Below are 15035 nucleotides of genomic sequence, written 5' to 3'. Positions count from 1 at the left end.
ACGGGGGACAGCGGAAGAGGAAGGGAATGGTGCACATGTGCCGGTGGCTCGCCTACTCGGGCACGCCCATGCTGCTCGACAACATCCTCTACAAACCCCGGCACTCCCTGATCGACCAGAGCCTGCACTCCCGGATGGGGGTCGAGACCACCAACGGGGACGGCTTCGGCATCGGCTGGTACGCCGCCGACATGGACACCCCGGCGATCATCCGCGACATCGGGCCCGCCTGGAACAACCGCAACCTGCGGGAGATCTCGCGCCACGTCACCTCGCCGCTGTTCTTCGCCCACGTACGGGCCTCGACGGGCACCGCGATCCAGCAGACCAACTGCCACCCCTTCCGGCACGGCCGCTGGCTGTGGATGCACAACGGCGCGATCACCGACTTCCACCGGCTGCGCCGCGACCTCTCGCTCGCCGTCGACCCCGCGCTGTTCTCCTCCATCGAGGGCTCGACGGACTCCGAGGTGATGTTCTTCCTCGCGCTCACCTTCGGCCTCGACCAGGACGTACCGGCGGCCGTGGCACGGATGGCCGGGCTGGTGGAGCGGACCGGCCACGAGCACGGCGTCGAGTTCCCGGTCCAGATGACGGTGGCGGTCACCGACGGGGAGAGCCTGTGGGCCTTCCGCTACTCCAGCGAGCACCTCTCGCGGTCGCTGTTCTACAGCAGCAAGGTGGACTCGCTGCGCGAACTCCACCCGGACCTGTGGTTCCTCCAGGGCGTGTCGGCGGAGACCCGGCTCGTGGTGTCCGAACCCCTGGGCGACCTGCCGGACGCCTGGCACGAGGTCCCGGAGAGCACCTTCGGGGTGGTGCGCCCCGGCCAGGACGAGCTGCTGCCCTTCGTACCCGCGGCCCCCGACGGGATCGCCGCGTGACGCGGGTCACGGGAACCCGCGGGGCACCGGCGGACAGCCGACAGGAGTGACCACTCATGTACGGACCCGGGTACGGGACGGGGACCCCACCGCCTTCGCGGAACTGTTCGACGCGTACGCCCGCACCGTCTACAACCACGCCTTCCGGCTGACCGCCGACTGGTCGGTGGCCGAGGACGTCATGTCGGCCACCTTCCTGGAGGCGTGGCGGCTGCGGGACCGCGTCGACCCCGAAGGGGGCTCGCTGCGGCCGTGGCTGCTGGGCGTCGCCACCAACATCGCGCGCAACCACTGCCGCAGCAACCGCCGTTACCGGGCCGCGGTCGCCGCCGGCGCCCAGGCCGGGCCCGCCGCGCTCGAAGTGCCGGACCACGCAGACCTCGTGGCCGGCCGGGTCGACGACCGGCGCCGCCTCGCCGCCGTGCTCACCGCCCTCGCCCGGCTGCGCCGCGCCGAACGCGAGGTGCTGACGCTGTGCCTGTGGGAGGGCCTGGAGTACGCCGAGGCCGCCGAGGCCCTCGGCGTCCCGGTCGGCACCGTGCGGTCCCGGCTGTCCCGGGCCCGTACGCGACTGCGCAAACTCGCCGACGCGGAGAGGGAACCCGACGTCCGCCGCCGACAGACAGAAGGGGACCGCACGAACGCGGTCCGGCCCGCACAGGAAGGAATCCGATGAACGCCCATCCCTCGGAATGGGAGGAGACCGCCCGTCTCCTGCCGCGCGTGGAGCGGGATCTGCCGGCGGACCGTCACCAGCTGCACAAGGAGCGTCTGATGACCCGGATCCACGAGGACCTCGCCGCGAGCCCCGCGCCCTCGACCACCGCTGCCACCCGCCCGGCCGGGCGCCGCAACCCGCTGCTGCGCCGCATGGTCCTCGTCCCGCTGACCGCGGGCGTGCTGGCCGGGGCACTGGCGACCGGCCTGTTCGTGTTCGGCGGCACGGAGGGCATCGGCGCGGGCGGCGGCTCCGGCACCACCGCAGCGCCCCCCGCCCTGACCACCCGCCTCGGCACCGCGGACCCGGGGGGCGCCGCCCGCCTGCTGGACACCATCTCGTTGGCCGCCGCCGAGTCGCCCGCCGCGCCGGTGGGCGACGGCCAGTACGTCTACATCGAGTCGCAGTCGGCCGGCACCAACGTGCGGCACGTGTACGGCAAGACCAGCCTGGCGAGTTCCCCGCTGCACCGCCGCCAGGTCTGGGAGTCCCGCGACGGCAGGGACGGCTGGCTCATCGAGCCCGGCACCACCGGCCCCGAGGGCATGACCCTGGCCGGCACCGACGAGCGGGGCAAGACGCCCGAGCCGTACCTGAACGCGCCGAGCTACGACTACCTGACCACCCTGCCCACCGACCCCGACGTCCTCCTGGCCAAGATCTACAAGGAGACGGAGGGCATGGGCAACGGCCCCGACCAGGAGGCCTTCACCACCATCGGCGACCTGCTGGGCGAGAGCTACCCGCCGGCCGAGCTGACCACCGCCCTCTACCGGGCCGCCGCCAAGATCCCCGGCGTGGTGGCCGTGGACGACGCCGTGGACGCCGCCGGCCGGCACGGGGTCGCGGTCGCCCGCCTGGACGAGACCAGCGGTGAGCGCACCGAGTGGATCTTCGACCGGAAGACCCACGTCTTCCTCGGCGAGCGCAGCGTCCAGGCCGAGCGGGACCCCGAGGGCGTCATGCCGCGCGGCACGGTCGTCTTCACCACCGCGGTGATGACCCGGTCCGTCGTCGACGCGGTGAAGCAGCTGCCCGGCGCGACGGGCTGAGCCCGGGTCGGGACCTCAGTGGGGCGGGTGCGGGGGCGGCGGCGGGAGCGTCGCCACGTCCGGCGCGGCCGCGGGCCACACCAGCAGGACCGGGCAGGGCGCGTGGTCGACGACGAAGCGCGCCGCCGGGCCCAGGCTCCGCGGCCCGAGCCGCGCGAGGTCGCCGTCGCGGGCCATCACCAGCAGGTCGGTCCCGGCCGCCGCGGCGACCACCTCCCGCTCCACCCGCCCCGACCGCTCCTCCCGGCGGCACGGCCGGTCCAGCCGCCGGGCGGCGGCGTCCAGCAGCCGCCCCGCGGAGTCCGCGCCGAGGCCCTCCAGGCGGGTGCCCGGATCGTTCTCCGGGTGCCCGCGGCCCAGCAGGCCGGCGTAGGCGGCGTGCGCGAGACCGGGGACGTCGGGGCCGCTGACGTGCAGCAGCACGACGTCGGCGGCCTCCGGCGCGTGGACGCGGACGGCGTCGACGCAGGCGGGCCAGGTCCCTTCGGCGATCCAGGCGGTCACGATCACGGACATCACCCTCCGAGGACGTGCAGCGAACCCCACAGTGCCACCACCGCCAGGCCCAGCGCCGCAGGCACGGTGAGCAGGCCGAGGACGGTGAACTCCTTGAGGTCCACGTCGTGTTCGTGCTGGTGCACGATACGCCGCCACAGCAGGGTCGCCAGGGAGCCGGCGTAGGTCAGGTTGGGGCCGATGTTCACCCCGAGCAGGACGGCGAGGACCGCGCCGGGCCCGGCGGGTGCGGTCAGCGGCAGCAGCACCAGCACGGCGGGCAGGTTGTTGATCAGGTTGGCCAGGACGGCGGCGAGCGCCGCGACGCCCAGCAGGGCGACCAGTCCGGTGCCCTCGGGCACGATCCGGCCCAGCGCGTCGGCGAGCCCGTTGTCGACCACCGCCCGGACCACCACGCCCAGCGCCAGCACGAACGCCAGGAACGGCACCCCGGCCGCCCCCGCCACGGCGCGCACCGTCATCCGCCGCCGTGCCACCGCCCGTACGGCCAGCACCAGCGCGCCGGCCGCGGCCGCCCACGCGGGATCGACCCCGAGCGCCGGGGTGACGACGAAGCCCGCCAGCGTGCAGACCACCGTGACCAGCGCGAACACTGGAAGCGGCGGTGTCCCGGCACCGTCCGGGACGGGGACGGCGGCCGCCAGGTCGCCGCGGAACCAGCGGCGGAAGACGAGGTACTCCACCGCGATGGCCACCAGCCAGGGCAGCAGCATCAGCGCCGCGAAGCGGGTGAAGCCCAGCCCGCTGGCCGTGAACGCCAGCAGGTTCGTCAGGTTGGAGACCGGCAGCAGCAGCGAGGCGGTGTTGGACAGGTGCGTGCAGGCGTAGACGTGCGGCTTGGGCCGCACCCCCAGGCGGGCGGCGGTCGCGAACACCACCGGGGTGAGCAGCACCACCGTCGCGTCCAGGCTGAGCACCGCCGTCACCATCGAGGCGAGTGCGAACACCGCCCCGAGCAGCCGCCGCGGCCGCCCCGCGGCGACCCGGGCCATCCACGCCCCGCCGGCCCGGAACAGCCCCTCCTCGTCGCAGAGCCGCGCCAGCACCAGCACCGCCGCCAGGAACCCGATCACCGGCCCCAGCCGCGCCGCCTCCTCCCGCGCGTGCTCCAGCGGGATCGCCCCGCTCCCCACGGCGACCGCCGCCGCCGGCACGGCGACCACCGCCTCCGGAAGCCCGAACGGCCGGATCACGGCCCCGGCGAGCACGAGGAGCAGCAGCGCGACGGACAGCGCCTCCGCGATCGTGGTGTTCAGGGTTCCGTTCCTCCCGGGTGGGACCGTGGCCCCTCATGGAACCACGCCCCACCCACCACGACCCCACCACGCCACCACGGCGCCCGCCCCGTCCCGTCCCCTGCCCGGTACGACGGCCCGGGGCTGCTGATCAGACCGTCGCGGTGGCCCGGCCGCCGCGGCGTTCCAGATGGGTGACGACCCCGGAGTAGAAGCGGTCCACGGCGTCGTCGACGCTGCGGATGAAGCCGGACTCCGCAGTGCCCCGGGTGCTCCCCATGCCCTTGAGGAGCGAGAGCCTGAAGCCGGTGATCGTCGCGCCCTCCTTCGGCAACAGGTCGGCAGGCTCGGGGCGCAGCCGTTCCAGCGTCCCGCGCGGCCCGCCGGCCTGGCCCTCGACCAGCGTCTCGATGTGCAGGTCGGCGGGGGCCTCGGACAACTGGCGCACGACACGCTTGACCAGGGCCAGTGGGTACCCCTGCTCCGGAGCCGGGACGTCGATGGAGGTACGGAGCCTGCCGGTACGCAGATCCGCAGTGAGCCCCAACACGCCGGGGGCCCCGTCGACGCGCAGGCCGGCGTTCAGACGCCCGTGCTCGCACAGCTCGTCGGCCAGTTGCGCGCGGTACGCGCCGGGGTCGGCGCCGCGGCGGCGGCCGGGCTGCACCGGGAGCACCTTCGTCCCCAGTTCACCGCCCAGCCGCAGGCACACCTGCCGGATCAGCCGCTCCCAGCTCTCCACGACCTCGACGGCACGTGGATCGCCCTGGCAGATGGTCTCGTCGTCGATGCCGTTGCGCACCGGCACCCAGGCCGCGCCCATGTTCTGGAATCCGTGGCAACCGGAGTTCTCGTGCTGGAGGTAGTGCAGCAGTTCCTGGAGGAGCCACATGTGCGCGGCGTTTCCCAGGCCCTCGTGGCGGATGAGCATCTGGGCCTGCTGCGTCACCTCCGCCCAGGACAGGTGCCAGAGGGCGACCTTGTGCTTGCGCCGCCCGTCGGTCTTGACCGTGACGAGCGGGCTTCCCTCAAGGGCCACGTCGTTGGACAGGGTGATGACGGCCTCGTACGCCCTGCGGGCCGCGATGTCCATGTAGGCCTGGACCTGCTCGGACTTCAGCTGGTTGCCGTTGGTCTTCGTCTCCACCAGGGCGGTCCACAGCTTGCCGGCGCGCTCGACACAGATCACGCCGTCCGGCCGCTTCGGTGTGTCCCCGTGCGGCAGGGAGACTTCGGCGAACGTCTCCATGCGTCCGGCGGGCGCCCCGAAGGCGGCGGTGAGCCTGCGGCCGAACTCCGGCACCTGCGCCATCACGGACAGCAGGACCGAGGTCGCGCGCGTCTCGCGTTCCCGGTCGCTCTTGAGCGACGACGCGGGGAAGAGCCGGGCCTGGCGCCATGTGTCGTTCTCGGCCAGCGACTTCCTGGCCGTCCTGGGCAGCGTGACCTTCTTCTTCGCGGTCCGGGGGCGCCGGGGCGGGCCAGGGGTGGCCGGTTCACGAGGACCGGCCTGTGCGGGCACGGTCGGCGCGGACACGGTGGTCGCGGGTGGGGCCTCGACGGCCGCGGGCGCGGCAAGGGACGCCGTGCTCCCTACCGCACGGGGCTCCGTCGCGATCGCGGTCTCGGTCTCGGTCCCGGTCTCAGGGGCGTCGTCGGCGTCGTCCACGTCGATGCCGAAGTCCGTGGCCAGTCCGGCGAGACCGGTCTCGTACCCCTGCCCGATGGCGCGGAACTTCCACTCCTCACCGCGCCGGTAGAGCTCGCCGAAGAGGAACGCGGTCTCCACGTCGGCATCGTTGATCTGGAACCCGAGCAACGGCTCCCCGCCCCGGTCCGCAAGCTCCAGCCGCAGGTCGTCCAGGTCACCGAAGCGCGCATGGGCGTCGCGGCTCGCGGCCACGACGATCCGTTCCACCGTCGCCGGGATCGCGGTCAGGTCGATGCTGATCCGGTCCTCGTTGCCGGCTGCGGTCGGCGTCTTCCCCAGGAGCTGCACACTGCCGTCGCGGGCAGCCACGTTGTTGTAGAAGAAGAAGTCCTCGTCGCTGCGGACCTTTCCGTTGGCGTCCAGGAGCAGCACGGAGACGTCGGCGTCCCCCTCACCCGTCGTACTGCTCCACGCCAGGCTCACGACCACGGAGCCGGTGTCCTCACTGAGCGCCGCCAGACCCACGTTGGCGCCCTTGACCATCTCGTGCATGAACCCCCCTGTCGCACGGCCGGGTCCGACGTGCGGTGGCGGCGCGACACCCTCTGTCATGTGACGCCGGACACATCCGTCCGGCCGAAGTGAACCCTAGCGGGCAAACCCCCCCTTTCGACATCGCATAACAGGAACTCCTGCGCCCGGCACGTGCCACACCCCGGGCCGCTCCGGAGGGCACCACGGCCCGAGGCGTCGTGGCGATCCGCTGCCGGAGGCTACTTCTGCTCGGGCGTGCCGCCCGTGATCTCGGTGAGGGCCGCGGCGATGTGGCGTTCGGTGGTGGGCTTGTCGAGGCCGAGGGAGGTCAGCGGGCCGTCGCCCGCCTCCAGTTCGAGGAGGGCGAGCAGGAGGTGCTCGGTGCCGATGTAGTTGTGGCCCAGGCGGAGGGCCTCGCGGAAGGTGAGTTCGAGGACCTTGCGGGAGGCGAGGTCGTACGGGACGAGTTCGGGGACCTCGTCCACGGCCGCGGGGAGGGCCGCGGTGAGGGCGGTGCGGACGGCGTCGAGACCGACGCCCTGGGCCGTCATCGCGAGGGCGGCGAGGGCCTGGGGTTCGCTGAGCAGCCCGAGGGCGAGGTGCTCGGGCCGGACCTCGGGGTTGCGGGCCGTCCTGGCCTCGGTGTGGGCGGCCATGACGACCTTGCGGGCGCGCGGGGTGAAGCGCGAGAAGCCCTGCGAGGGGTCGAGGTCGGGGGCGCCGAGGTCCTTGGGGACGAAGCGCTTCTGGGCGGCCTGCTTGGTCACGCCCATGCTCTTGCCGATGTCGGTCCAGGAGGCGCCGGACCGCCGGGCCTGGTCGACGAAGTGCCCGATGAGGTGGTCGGCGACCTCGCCCAGGTGCTCGGCGGCGATGACGGCGTCCGAGAGTTGGTCGAGGGCGTGGGGGTGGGCCTGCTTGATGGCTTCGATCAGGTCGTCGAGCCGGATCTGCTGCGTCATGCGTCAACGATAGGTTGACGCTACCCCATCGTCAACCCAAAGTTGACGATGGCCCGATTAACCGGTGGTGCGCCCGCCGCCGGGTGCGCCAGCCTGGGCGCATGTACCGGAACACCGCGGTCCTGCGGGAGTTGCACGCGTCCCTCGACCGGCGCAAGCGCCCCGAGGACATCGCCCACCTCGCCCTCCGGCTGCTGCTCGACGGCGACAGCCGACGCCCCGCCCGCCGTACCCGGCTGGCGCTGGAGAGGGCGGCGGGCGGGTCCCTGCGCACGCTGTGGCACGGCTACACCTCGATGCTGGAGGATTTCGCGCGGCCCGTCGGGGCGCAGCGCCAGCTGGCCCGCGCCGCCGAGCTGTTCCCGGGGCTGCCGGAGGCGGCCGGGTCGGCCGGGGACGATCCGGCGCAGGTGGAGGCGGCGGTCCGGGCGGCCGGTGAGCGGATCGCCAAGGGGTTCGGGGCGAGCGACTTCCTGAGCGACCGCCTCGACCGCGCCGGGCGCGCCGACGCCGGGCTAGGCGAGATGTCGAAGCGGCAGTACAACAAGCGGTTCCGGCTGCTGCGCCGCCTGGAGGCCAAGCTGGCGCGCATCCTGGTGGAGCAGCGCAAGCGGGACGTGACGCTGATCGGCAAGAGCGGTCTCGCCTCGCGGCTGTCGTACGAGGAGTTCGCGGCCGACACCCCGACCGCCGCCTTCGTGGCCTACCTCACCGCCCGCGCCAATCTGCGCAGCGAGTTCACGGTGTCAGGCCAGCAACGCCCTTACGACGAGGTGGCGGACGCCCTGTTCGGGGAGCTGCGACGGCGGCCGGACCGCACCAACTGGTACGCCGTCGCGCACGTCCACCCCACCGCCGAGGTGCTCGGCCACCTCGACGACGGGCAGCGGGGACGGCTGCTCGGGATCTGGTACCGCTTCCTGCTGGACGTGGCGGAACTCCTGGAAACCGCCTGGCGGCGGCAGCCCCTGGACCGGACGACGATGATCGTGCGCCGCGGCGACGACTCGACCACCTGGAACCAGGCCGCCCGGGCCTGGACCAAGGCCCGGGCCCACTGGTTCGCGCTGCTGCAGGCCCTGGCCGCCGAGGAGATCGCCGACCGGTACTGCCCCGGCAAGGTCCTGCTCCTCGTCGCCGCGGACGTGGCCGCCTGGCACCGGGGGACCGGCGGGGGGCTGCACCCGGACACCGGCGTGTGGGCCGAACTGCCGCTGCCCTGGCAGGTGCTGCGCGGTGAGGCGGAGTGCCCGCGCTCGCTGGTGGAGGAGGTGTGCCGGCGGCACGGCGTCGATCCCGTCGCGGGCGGCTGGACCGAACCGCTGCCGGCGGCGGGCCCGGTGCCCTTCCGGCCCACTCCGGAGCTCGTGCACGGGGTGGAGGTCGGTGACCCGGTGCTGGCCGGAGTGCTGCGCTCGGCGGGCTTCTTCTCGGGCCGCCCGCTCCGCCCGGCGGCGGCGGAGCTCGACGCCGAAATGCGTTGACGCCCCGCTGCCGCCGCGGTCAGGATCGGGGCACCGACGGGGAAGCTCAGTGGTGGAGCGGCCGGCTCTTCACCGGTTGGACGCAGGTTCGAGCCCTGCCCCCGTCGCCGGCCGTACGGGCACCGGGAAGCTCAGTGGTGGAGCTCCCGGCTCGGGACCGGGTGGACGCAGGTTCGAGCCCTGCCCCGGTGCCCGTACGGCTCGCCGGCCGCGCCGGCGTCAGCGCACGGTGAGGACCAGCTTCCCGGTGGTACGTCCGGTCTCCAGCGAGGCGTGCGCCTTGGCGGCCTCGGACAGGGGGAAGGTTTCGGCGACCGTGACGCGCAGGGCGCCCTCCTCGATCAGGCGGGCGACCGCGGTCATGCCGGCGTGGTCCGCCTCGACGAGCATGCCCGTGGCGCGCACCCCCCGGCGCTCGGCCTCCGCGCGCAGCTCGGCGACGCCGACCGGGAGGAGCGTCACGAGCAGCCCGCCCTCGCGCAGGGTGCGCAGGGCGCGGACGGACTCGGCGCCGCCGAGCGGGTCGAGGACGACGTCCACGTCGCGGACGGCCTCGGTGTAGTCGGTCGCGCGGTAGTCGACCACCTCGTCCGCGCCGAGGCCGCGCAGGAACTCGTGCTTGGCGGCGCTGGCGGTGCCGATGACGTACGCGCCGCGGGACTTGGCGATCTGGACCGCGACGTGGCCGACGCCGCCCGCGGCCGCGGGGATCAGCACGCGCTGCCCGGGGCGGAGCCCGGCGACGTCGACCAGGGCCTGCCAGGCGGTGAGCGCGACCAGCGGGACCGCGGCGGCCTCCACATGGCTCATCGCGGACGGCTTCCGCGCGAAGGCGCGGGCCGGCCCGGTGACGTACTCGGCGTGGGAGCCGGCACCGTACGGGTAGGGGAGCATGCCGAAGACCTCGTCGCCGGGCTGGAAGAGGGCCACCCCCAGCCCGGTCTCCTCCACGACGCCGGAGACGTCCCAGCCGAGGACGAACGGCGGGTTGCCGAGGAAGAGCCCGCTCTGCCGGTGCTTGGTGTCGGTCGGGTTGAGCCCGGCGGCGTGGACGCGGACGAGCACCTGCCCGATGCCGGCGGTGGGGCGCGCCGACTCCGCCTCGCGCAGCACCTCCGGGCCGCCGAGGACGTCCTGGGTGATCGCGCGCATGGTGTGAGGGGTCGTGTCGTTCATGCCTCCAGCGTGCGGTCCGGCGGCCGCCGGGGAAATGGCCTGATTGCCATCATCCGATAAGATCGTGCCATGCATCGTGTGGTCGTCCTCGCCCTCGACGGCGTCTATCCCTTCGAGCTGGGCATCCCCAACCGCGTCTTCGGCTCCGCCCGGGGTCGCTACGAGGTGCTGACCTGCACCGTCGACGGACGCCCCGTGCGCACGGACTCCGACTTCTCGGTCGCCGTCGAGAACGGTCCCGAGGTGCTGGCCACCGCCGACACCGTCGTGATCCCGCCGTACGACCAGGCGCGGATCGCCGCCGAACTCCCCGCCCCGGTCGCCGCCGCGCTCGCGGCGATCCGGCCGGGCACCCGGATCGTCTCCATCTGCACGGCCGCCTTCGCGCTCGCCGCCGCGGGCCTCCTCGACGGACGCCCCGCCACCACCCACTGGGCGCTGGCCGACCGCTTCCGGCAGATGTTCCCCGCCGTGGCACTCGACGCGGACGTGCTGTTCGTGGACGACGGCGACGTCCTCACCTCGGCCGGGGCCGCCTCCGGCGTGGACGTCTGCCTGCACCTGGTGCGCGCGGACCACGGCAGCGCGGTCGCCAACTTCGTGGCCCGCTGCTGCGTCGTACCGCCCTGGCGGGACGGCGGCCAGGCGCAGTACATCGAGCAGCCGGTGCCGCAGACCGCGGACGCCGGCACGGCGGCCACACGGCAGTGGGCCCTGGAGCACCTCGACCTGCCGCTCACCCTGAACGACCTCGCGGACCACGCACGGATGAGCCTGCGGACCTTCGCCCGGCGCTTCCGGGACGAGGTCGGCACGAGCCCGGGGAAGTGGCTGATCCAGCAGCGCGTCGCCCGGGCCCGGCACCTGCTGGAGTCCAGCGACCTCCCGGTGGACCGCATCGCGGGCGAGGTGGGCTTCGCCACCGCGACCTCGCTGCGGCAGCACCTCCACGCCGCCATCGGCGTCTCCCCGCTGGCCTACCGGCGCACCTTCCGGGCCACCGCCACCGTCCGCTGAGGCGCCCGGGGCCGGGCCGGAAACCCGGCGGGTGACTTACGGCGCGGTGAAGAGGGCGGGGAAGCGGGGGGCCAGCCAGGGACGGCGTCCCCAGGCGGCGATCCTGCCGCGGGCCATGGCGGCGGTGGCGCCCCGGCGGCCGAGCGCGATCAGGAAGAAGGTGACCGGCTCGGTGGTGATGGTGCAGTCCGGACGACGCGGCGGCTCGTCCGTGACGTCGGCGGCACCGTCGGTGAAGGTCACGGCGAAGCGGGTGATCCCGGGGACGCGCAGCACGTAGCAGGCGGAGAAGCCGGACGCCGCCCGCGGGTCCACGACGCGCGGCATGGCCGCCCTGAGGAAGGGCATGCACCGGGCGACCCGCTCGCGGTCCACCATGTGGGGCCGGCGCAGGGCGACCGCGATGTCGTAGCCGTGCCCGAGCAGGTGGGTGAGCAGGTACGAGCCGAGCGTGGCCAGGTCCATGGGGCCGAGCGGGGTGAGCACCGGCAGGCCGGGCGGACGGGTCGCGGCCGCGTCGGTGAACGCGCGGGTGTGCCGCACGATGCCCTCCGCCAGGATCCCGCCGTCGCGCTCGGGGAAGGCGGCCAGGGACGCGGCGTTCGCCGCGGCGAGGCCGCCGGGGGTGCCGTCGCCGTACGGCTGCTCGCGGCCCTCGGCCAGCGCGGCCATGAGTCCGCCCGCGAGCACCAGGTGCGCCGCGGCCTCGCCGACCGTCCACTCGGCGCCGGGTATCGGCACCGAGGTGTCCGGGCACGCGCGGAGCAGAGCGGCTATGTCCTCGGCGGCGGCGTGCAGGGCCTCGGCCTCGGCCGCGCGGTCAGGGGCGACGGTCATGGTCGGACAGCGTGGACCAGCGCCGTTCGCCTGTCCAGGCCCGGGGAGGAAACCGGCCGGGTGGGAAAGCAGGCGCGCCGGAAAAGGCGGTGGAAAGACGGGACGGGAAAAGGGGACGTCCCCGGCGGCCGTGGCTGCCGGGGACGTCCCCAGGAAAAGCTTTTGCGTACGCGATCAGTACGCCGAGTTGACGTTGTCGATCGTGCCGTAGACGTGGGCCGCGTAGTTGCAGGCGGCGGTGATGTTGGCGACCGGGTCGTAGATGTTCCACGAGGTACCGGCGACGTGGTAGGCCTTGAAGGTCGGGTCGATCACCTGCATCAGGCCCTTGGAGGGAATTCCCTTGGCCGCGTTCGAGTCCCAGCCGTTGATGGCGTTCGGGTTGCCCGAGGACTCACGCATCAGGTTCTTGTAGATCCCGTTGTAAGTGCCCGGGATGCCGTTGGCGCGCATCACCTTCAGGGACTCGTTGATCCACGTGTTGACGGAGCCCGACTGCGCCATGGGGGCGGCGGAGGCGGTGGGGGCCATGGCCACGCCACCGGCGACGACGGCGACGCTCGCGGCAGCGCAGCCGAGGGAGATCTTCTTGGCCTTGGCGACGCGGTTGAGCTTCGACATAGCGGAGATCTGCATTCGAGTAATTCCTCTTCCGTGGGGTACGCCATGAATTGTTGGCCGACATAAATCCCGAGGTCAATGCACCCCTGTTACTAACGGGATTAGTTGTGGGACCAGGGACGAAAGTCCCGCCGCTCAGGCGTGGGAAGGGGATTCCGGGGGACGGGCTACTAAGGGACCCCGAAAGTGACGCACGCCATATCGGCTACGTCACATGCAGACCCGGACAAATCGCCCATCGAGTGACGCAGGCCATGTGGCCTGCGTCACTCGATACGGCGTGGATTGACGCGGAGAAACGACGGATTCACGCACGGCGATGTATTCCGGCCCGCCGGGTCACCCACCGGCGGGTCGTGGAGGGCACGGGGCGGCCGCCCCGGCCCGAGCCGGGCCGGGCCGGGCTACGCCACCGGGGCCGAGGCGATCACGACCGTCGCGTACAGCTCCTCCGACACGGCCACCCGCGCCTCCAGCCCGGCCCGGGCGACCGCGGCGACGGCGGCCGGGGCCTGCTCCTCACCGGTCTCGAAGAGGAGCCGGCCGCCCGGCGCGAGCCACTCGGGCGCCGCGGCGGCGACCCGGCGGAGGACGTCGAGGCCGTCCGCCCCGCCGTCGAGTGCCACCAGGGGCTCGTGGTCCCTGGCCTCCGGGGGAAGGAGGGAGACGGCCCCGCTGGGGACGTACGGCACGTTCGCGACCAGGACGTCGACGCGGCCGCGCAGCTCCGCGGGGAGGGCGTCGTAGAGGTCGCCCTCGTGGACGTGGACGTCGCCGGCCGCGGCCGCGAGGTTGCGGCGGGCACAGGCGACCGCCACCGGGTCGATGTCGGCCGCGTGCAGCACGGGCCGATCGAGCACGGCCGCCAGGAAGGCGCCCACCGCGCCGGAGCCGCAGCACAGGTCGACCACGACGGCACCGGGCCTGCCCAGGGCGCGCCCGAGCGCGGCGGCCTCCTGGGCGAGGAACTCCGTACGGCGGCGCGGGACGAAGACCCCGGGGCCGACCGTGATGCGCAGACCGCAGAACTCCGCCCAGCCCACGACGTGTTCGAGCGGCAGCCCGGCCACCCGGCGCTCCACCATGGCGGCCAGCTCCCCGGGCGTCCGGGCGGCGGAGGCCAGCAGCCGGGCCTCGTCCTCCGCGAACACGCAGCCGGCGGCGCGGAGCACGGACACGACCGGGGCGAGCGAGGGCGCGGCGCCGGAACCGGAGGGAGCCGGAACGGGAGCCGGGCCCGGAGCGGCCGGGCCCGGGAGAGCGGGACCCGAGGGGGCGGAAACCGGAGCGGCCGGCCCGGGCGCAGAAGCTCCGGAGGAGGAGGACGGGCCCGAGGGAGCGGGTCTTGAGGAGGGTCCGGATGGTGCGGGCGAAGCGGAGGACATGGGGGCCTTTCGGGGCGCCGCGGGGCGCTCTCGACGGCCTAGGTCGTCCGGACCGCAGGGCCGCCGGAGGAGAGCACCCAACCTGACATGGCGGTAATGGGTCTCACCTCCTCGGTACGTCCACTGCTGGGGACGGCTACGTTACCCGAGCCCCCGGTACCGCGCCCACCCCCAGGGCCGCGACGGCCGCGCGCGGGTCGTCGGCGTGGAAGCGCAGGACGCGGGCCCGCACGGGCGCCCCGAGGGGACGCAGGAACGTGACGGGCTCGGTCAGTTCGACGGTCACCGTGGTCTGGCCCCCGACGACCAGGTCGACCGTGCCGTCCTCGGCGACCGACACGAGCCGCCCGTCGGGGAAGCGCCGGTCGACGCGGGCCGCGGCGATCCCCCCCGGCGGGCACGCGGACGTCGACGAGGGCGCCGTACCGCAGCCGCAGCGAGCCGTCCGCCCCGACGACGTGCGGGCGCACCACGCAGGCCGCGTGCATGGCCAGTACGAAGAAGCAGCCCCAGACGTCGAGGACGAGGGTGACGGCGTGCACCGCGGGCCAGGGGATGACCAGCGCCAGCACCACCGTCTCGACCACGGAGACGAAGAGGAAGCCGTACATCGTCGCCGTCTGCGCCCCGGTGTACGGGACGGCCACGGCGCCCGCACCCACCCCGTGCGGCCGGCGCGCGATCCAGCGCACCAGGCTCACCGAGAGGCTGAGTTCGTGGCGCATCAGCCGCCGCGCGGGCGCCGGGACGGTGTCCCGCAGGGCGGTCCAGGCCGCGGAGCGGCGGGTCAGGCCCCGCCGCCGCGCGTCCCGGTGGGCCCGCACCACACGCGGCAGCCGCCACAGCAGCACGGCGGTCGTGCACCCCTCGGCGCCCCGGAGCACCGGCGCCGGCACCGGCACGCCCGCCACCAGGCACGCGACGAGCACGGCTTCGGCCAGTACCAGGGCGCCCAGCGCCCAC

General features: G+C 73.9%; 14 protein-coding genes and 2 tRNA genes. 7 read left to right on the top strand and 9 right to left on the bottom strand.

The annotated features are described in order from the left end of the window. Nucleotides 1-35 precede the first annotated feature (35 nt). From ACZ7MY_RS04400 to ACZ7MY_RS04390, 3 genes are read left to right on the top strand one after another with little or no spacing between them, the layout of a single operon-like run. Nucleotides 36-884 (top strand): class II glutamine amidotransferase, encoded by an 849-nt coding sequence (locus ACZ7MY_RS04400; protein WP_499600256.1) that lies wholly within the window; start codon nt 36-38, stop codon nt 882-884. A gap of 46 nt (nt 885-930) precedes the next feature. Further along, complete coding sequence (locus ACZ7MY_RS04395; RefSeq protein ID WP_499599495.1) at nt 931-1560, top strand: RNA polymerase sigma factor; 630 nt, start codon at nt 931-933, stop codon at nt 1558-1560. Further along, nucleotides 1557-2654 carry a CU044_5270 family protein gene (locus ACZ7MY_RS04390; protein WP_499599494.1) on the top strand — a complete coding sequence of 366 codons (1098 nt, stop codon included), beginning with the start codon at nt 1557-1559 and terminating at the stop codon, nt 2652-2654. The genes ACZ7MY_RS04395 and ACZ7MY_RS04390 overlap by 4 nt, the downstream gene beginning before the upstream one ends. Nucleotides 2655-2669: 15 nt before the next feature. Here the strand turns inward: ACZ7MY_RS04390 and ACZ7MY_RS04385 are convergent, their stop codons facing one another. From ACZ7MY_RS04385 to ACZ7MY_RS04370, 4 genes are all read right to left on the bottom strand, one after another. Then, complete coding sequence (locus ACZ7MY_RS04385) at nt 2670-3170, bottom strand: universal stress protein (protein ID WP_499599492.1); 501 nt, start codon at nt 3168-3170, stop codon at nt 2670-2672. After that, nucleotides 3170-4426: an SLC13 family permease gene (locus ACZ7MY_RS04380; RefSeq protein WP_499600254.1), complete on the bottom strand. Its 1257-nt coding sequence runs from the start codon at nt 4424-4426 to the stop codon at nt 3170-3172. Before ACZ7MY_RS04380 ends, ACZ7MY_RS04385 begins: the two co-directional genes overlap by 1 nt. A 130-nt stretch (nt 4427-4556) precedes the next feature. Continuing rightward, the gene (locus tag ACZ7MY_RS04375; protein ID WP_499599491.1) at nt 4557-6608 is read right to left on the bottom strand and encodes a TerD family protein; all 2052 of its coding nucleotides are present in this window, start codon (nt 6606-6608) and stop codon (nt 4557-4559) included. Between the two features lie 221 nt (nt 6609-6829). Beyond that, a complete protein-coding gene (locus ACZ7MY_RS04370) occupies nt 6830-7552 on the bottom strand; it encodes a Clp protease N-terminal domain-containing protein (protein ID WP_499599490.1) in 723 nt (240 codons plus the stop codon). A gap of 101 nt (nt 7553-7653) precedes the next feature. On the opposite strand from ACZ7MY_RS04370, the gene ACZ7MY_RS04365 reads away from it, so the two are divergent. The 3 genes from ACZ7MY_RS04365 (at nt 7654) to ACZ7MY_RS04355 (ending at nt 9229) form a co-directional block, all read left to right on the top strand. Then, nucleotides 7654-9036 carry a hypothetical protein gene (locus ACZ7MY_RS04365; protein ID WP_499599488.1) on the top strand — a complete coding sequence of 461 codons (1383 nt, stop codon included), beginning with the start codon at nt 7654-7656 and terminating at the stop codon, nt 9034-9036. Between the two features lie 35 nt (nt 9037-9071). Continuing rightward, nucleotides 9072-9143 (top strand) — tRNA-Lys (locus tag ACZ7MY_RS04360). A gap of 12 nt (nt 9144-9155) precedes the next feature. Continuing rightward, nucleotides 9156-9229, top strand: a tRNA-Pro gene (locus ACZ7MY_RS04355). A gap of 26 nt (nt 9230-9255) precedes the next feature. On the opposite strand, the gene ACZ7MY_RS04350 is transcribed toward ACZ7MY_RS04355, so the two are convergent. Next, nucleotides 9256-10212 (bottom strand): NADP-dependent oxidoreductase, encoded by a 957-nt coding sequence (locus ACZ7MY_RS04350; protein WP_499599487.1) that lies wholly within the window; start codon nt 10210-10212, stop codon nt 9256-9258. A gap of 69 nt (nt 10213-10281) precedes the next feature. Between ACZ7MY_RS04350 and ACZ7MY_RS04345 the strand changes: the two genes are divergently transcribed. Next, the gene (locus ACZ7MY_RS04345) at nt 10282-11229 is read left to right on the top strand and encodes a GlxA family transcriptional regulator (protein ID WP_499599486.1); all 948 of its coding nucleotides are present in this window, start codon (nt 10282-10284) and stop codon (nt 11227-11229) included. A gap of 36 nt (nt 11230-11265) precedes the next feature. On the opposite strand, the gene ACZ7MY_RS04340 is transcribed toward ACZ7MY_RS04345, so the two are convergent. The 4 genes from ACZ7MY_RS04340 to ACZ7MY_RS04325 all read right to left on the bottom strand — a co-directional run bounded on the left by ACZ7MY_RS04340 (nt 11266) and on the right by ACZ7MY_RS04325 (nt 14412). Then, nucleotides 11266-12066 carry a maleylpyruvate isomerase family mycothiol-dependent enzyme gene (locus ACZ7MY_RS04340; RefSeq protein ID WP_499599485.1) on the bottom strand — a complete coding sequence of 267 codons (801 nt, stop codon included), beginning with the start codon at nt 12064-12066 and terminating at the stop codon, nt 11266-11268. A 174-nt stretch (nt 12067-12240) separates the two neighbouring features. After that, nucleotides 12241-12702, bottom strand: a complete 462-nt coding sequence (locus ACZ7MY_RS04335; RefSeq protein WP_499599484.1) for a transglycosylase SLT domain-containing protein — start codon at nt 12700-12702, stop codon at nt 12241-12243. Between the two features lie 389 nt (nt 12703-13091). After that, the gene (locus ACZ7MY_RS04330; protein ID WP_499599483.1) at nt 13092-13865 is read right to left on the bottom strand and encodes a putative protein N(5)-glutamine methyltransferase; all 774 of its coding nucleotides are present in this window, start codon (nt 13863-13865) and stop codon (nt 13092-13094) included. Nucleotides 13866-14208: 343 nt separating this feature from the next. Next, the gene (locus ACZ7MY_RS04325; RefSeq protein ID WP_499599482.1) at nt 14209-14412 is read right to left on the bottom strand and encodes a hypothetical protein; all 204 of its coding nucleotides are present in this window, start codon (nt 14410-14412) and stop codon (nt 14209-14211) included. Nucleotides 14413-15035: the final 623 nt, after the last annotated feature.

Source organism: Streptomyces sp. NPDC111520 (assembly GCF_055635295.1).
The sequence above is the reverse complement of the archived record's forward strand: the minus strand, read 5'-3'. Positions and strand labels throughout refer to the sequence as shown.

Coding starts and splice junctions, on each gene's coding strand:
- ACZ7MY_RS04400 (WP_499600256.1), top strand. CDS start 36: ATGTGCCGGTGGCTCGCCTACTCGGGCACGCCCATGCTGCTCGACAAC.
- ACZ7MY_RS04390 (WP_499599494.1), top strand. CDS start 1,557: ATGAACGCCCATCCCTCGGAATGGGAGGAGACCGCCCGTCTCCTGCCG.
- ACZ7MY_RS04385 (WP_499599492.1), bottom strand. CDS start 3,170: ATGTCCGTGATCGTGACCGCCTGGATCGCCGAAGGGACCTGGCCCGCC.
- ACZ7MY_RS04375 (WP_499599491.1), bottom strand. CDS start 6,608: ATGCACGAGATGGTCAAGGGCGCCAACGTGGGTCTGGCGGCGCTCAGT.
- ACZ7MY_RS04370 (WP_499599490.1), bottom strand. CDS start 7,552: ATGACGCAGCAGATCCGGCTCGACGACCTGATCGAAGCCATCAAGCAG.
- ACZ7MY_RS04365 (WP_499599488.1), top strand. CDS start 7,654: ATGTACCGGAACACCGCGGTCCTGCGGGAGTTGCACGCGTCCCTCGAC.
- ACZ7MY_RS04350 (WP_499599487.1), bottom strand. CDS start 10,212: ATGAACGACACGACCCCTCACACCATGCGCGCGATCACCCAGGACGTC.
- ACZ7MY_RS04345 (WP_499599486.1), top strand. CDS start 10,282: ATGCATCGTGTGGTCGTCCTCGCCCTCGACGGCGTCTATCCCTTCGAG.
- ACZ7MY_RS04340 (WP_499599485.1), bottom strand. CDS start 12,066: ATGACCGTCGCCCCTGACCGCGCGGCCGAGGCCGAGGCCCTGCACGCC.
- ACZ7MY_RS04335 (WP_499599484.1), bottom strand. CDS start 12,702: ATGCAGATCTCCGCTATGTCGAAGCTCAACCGCGTCGCCAAGGCCAAG.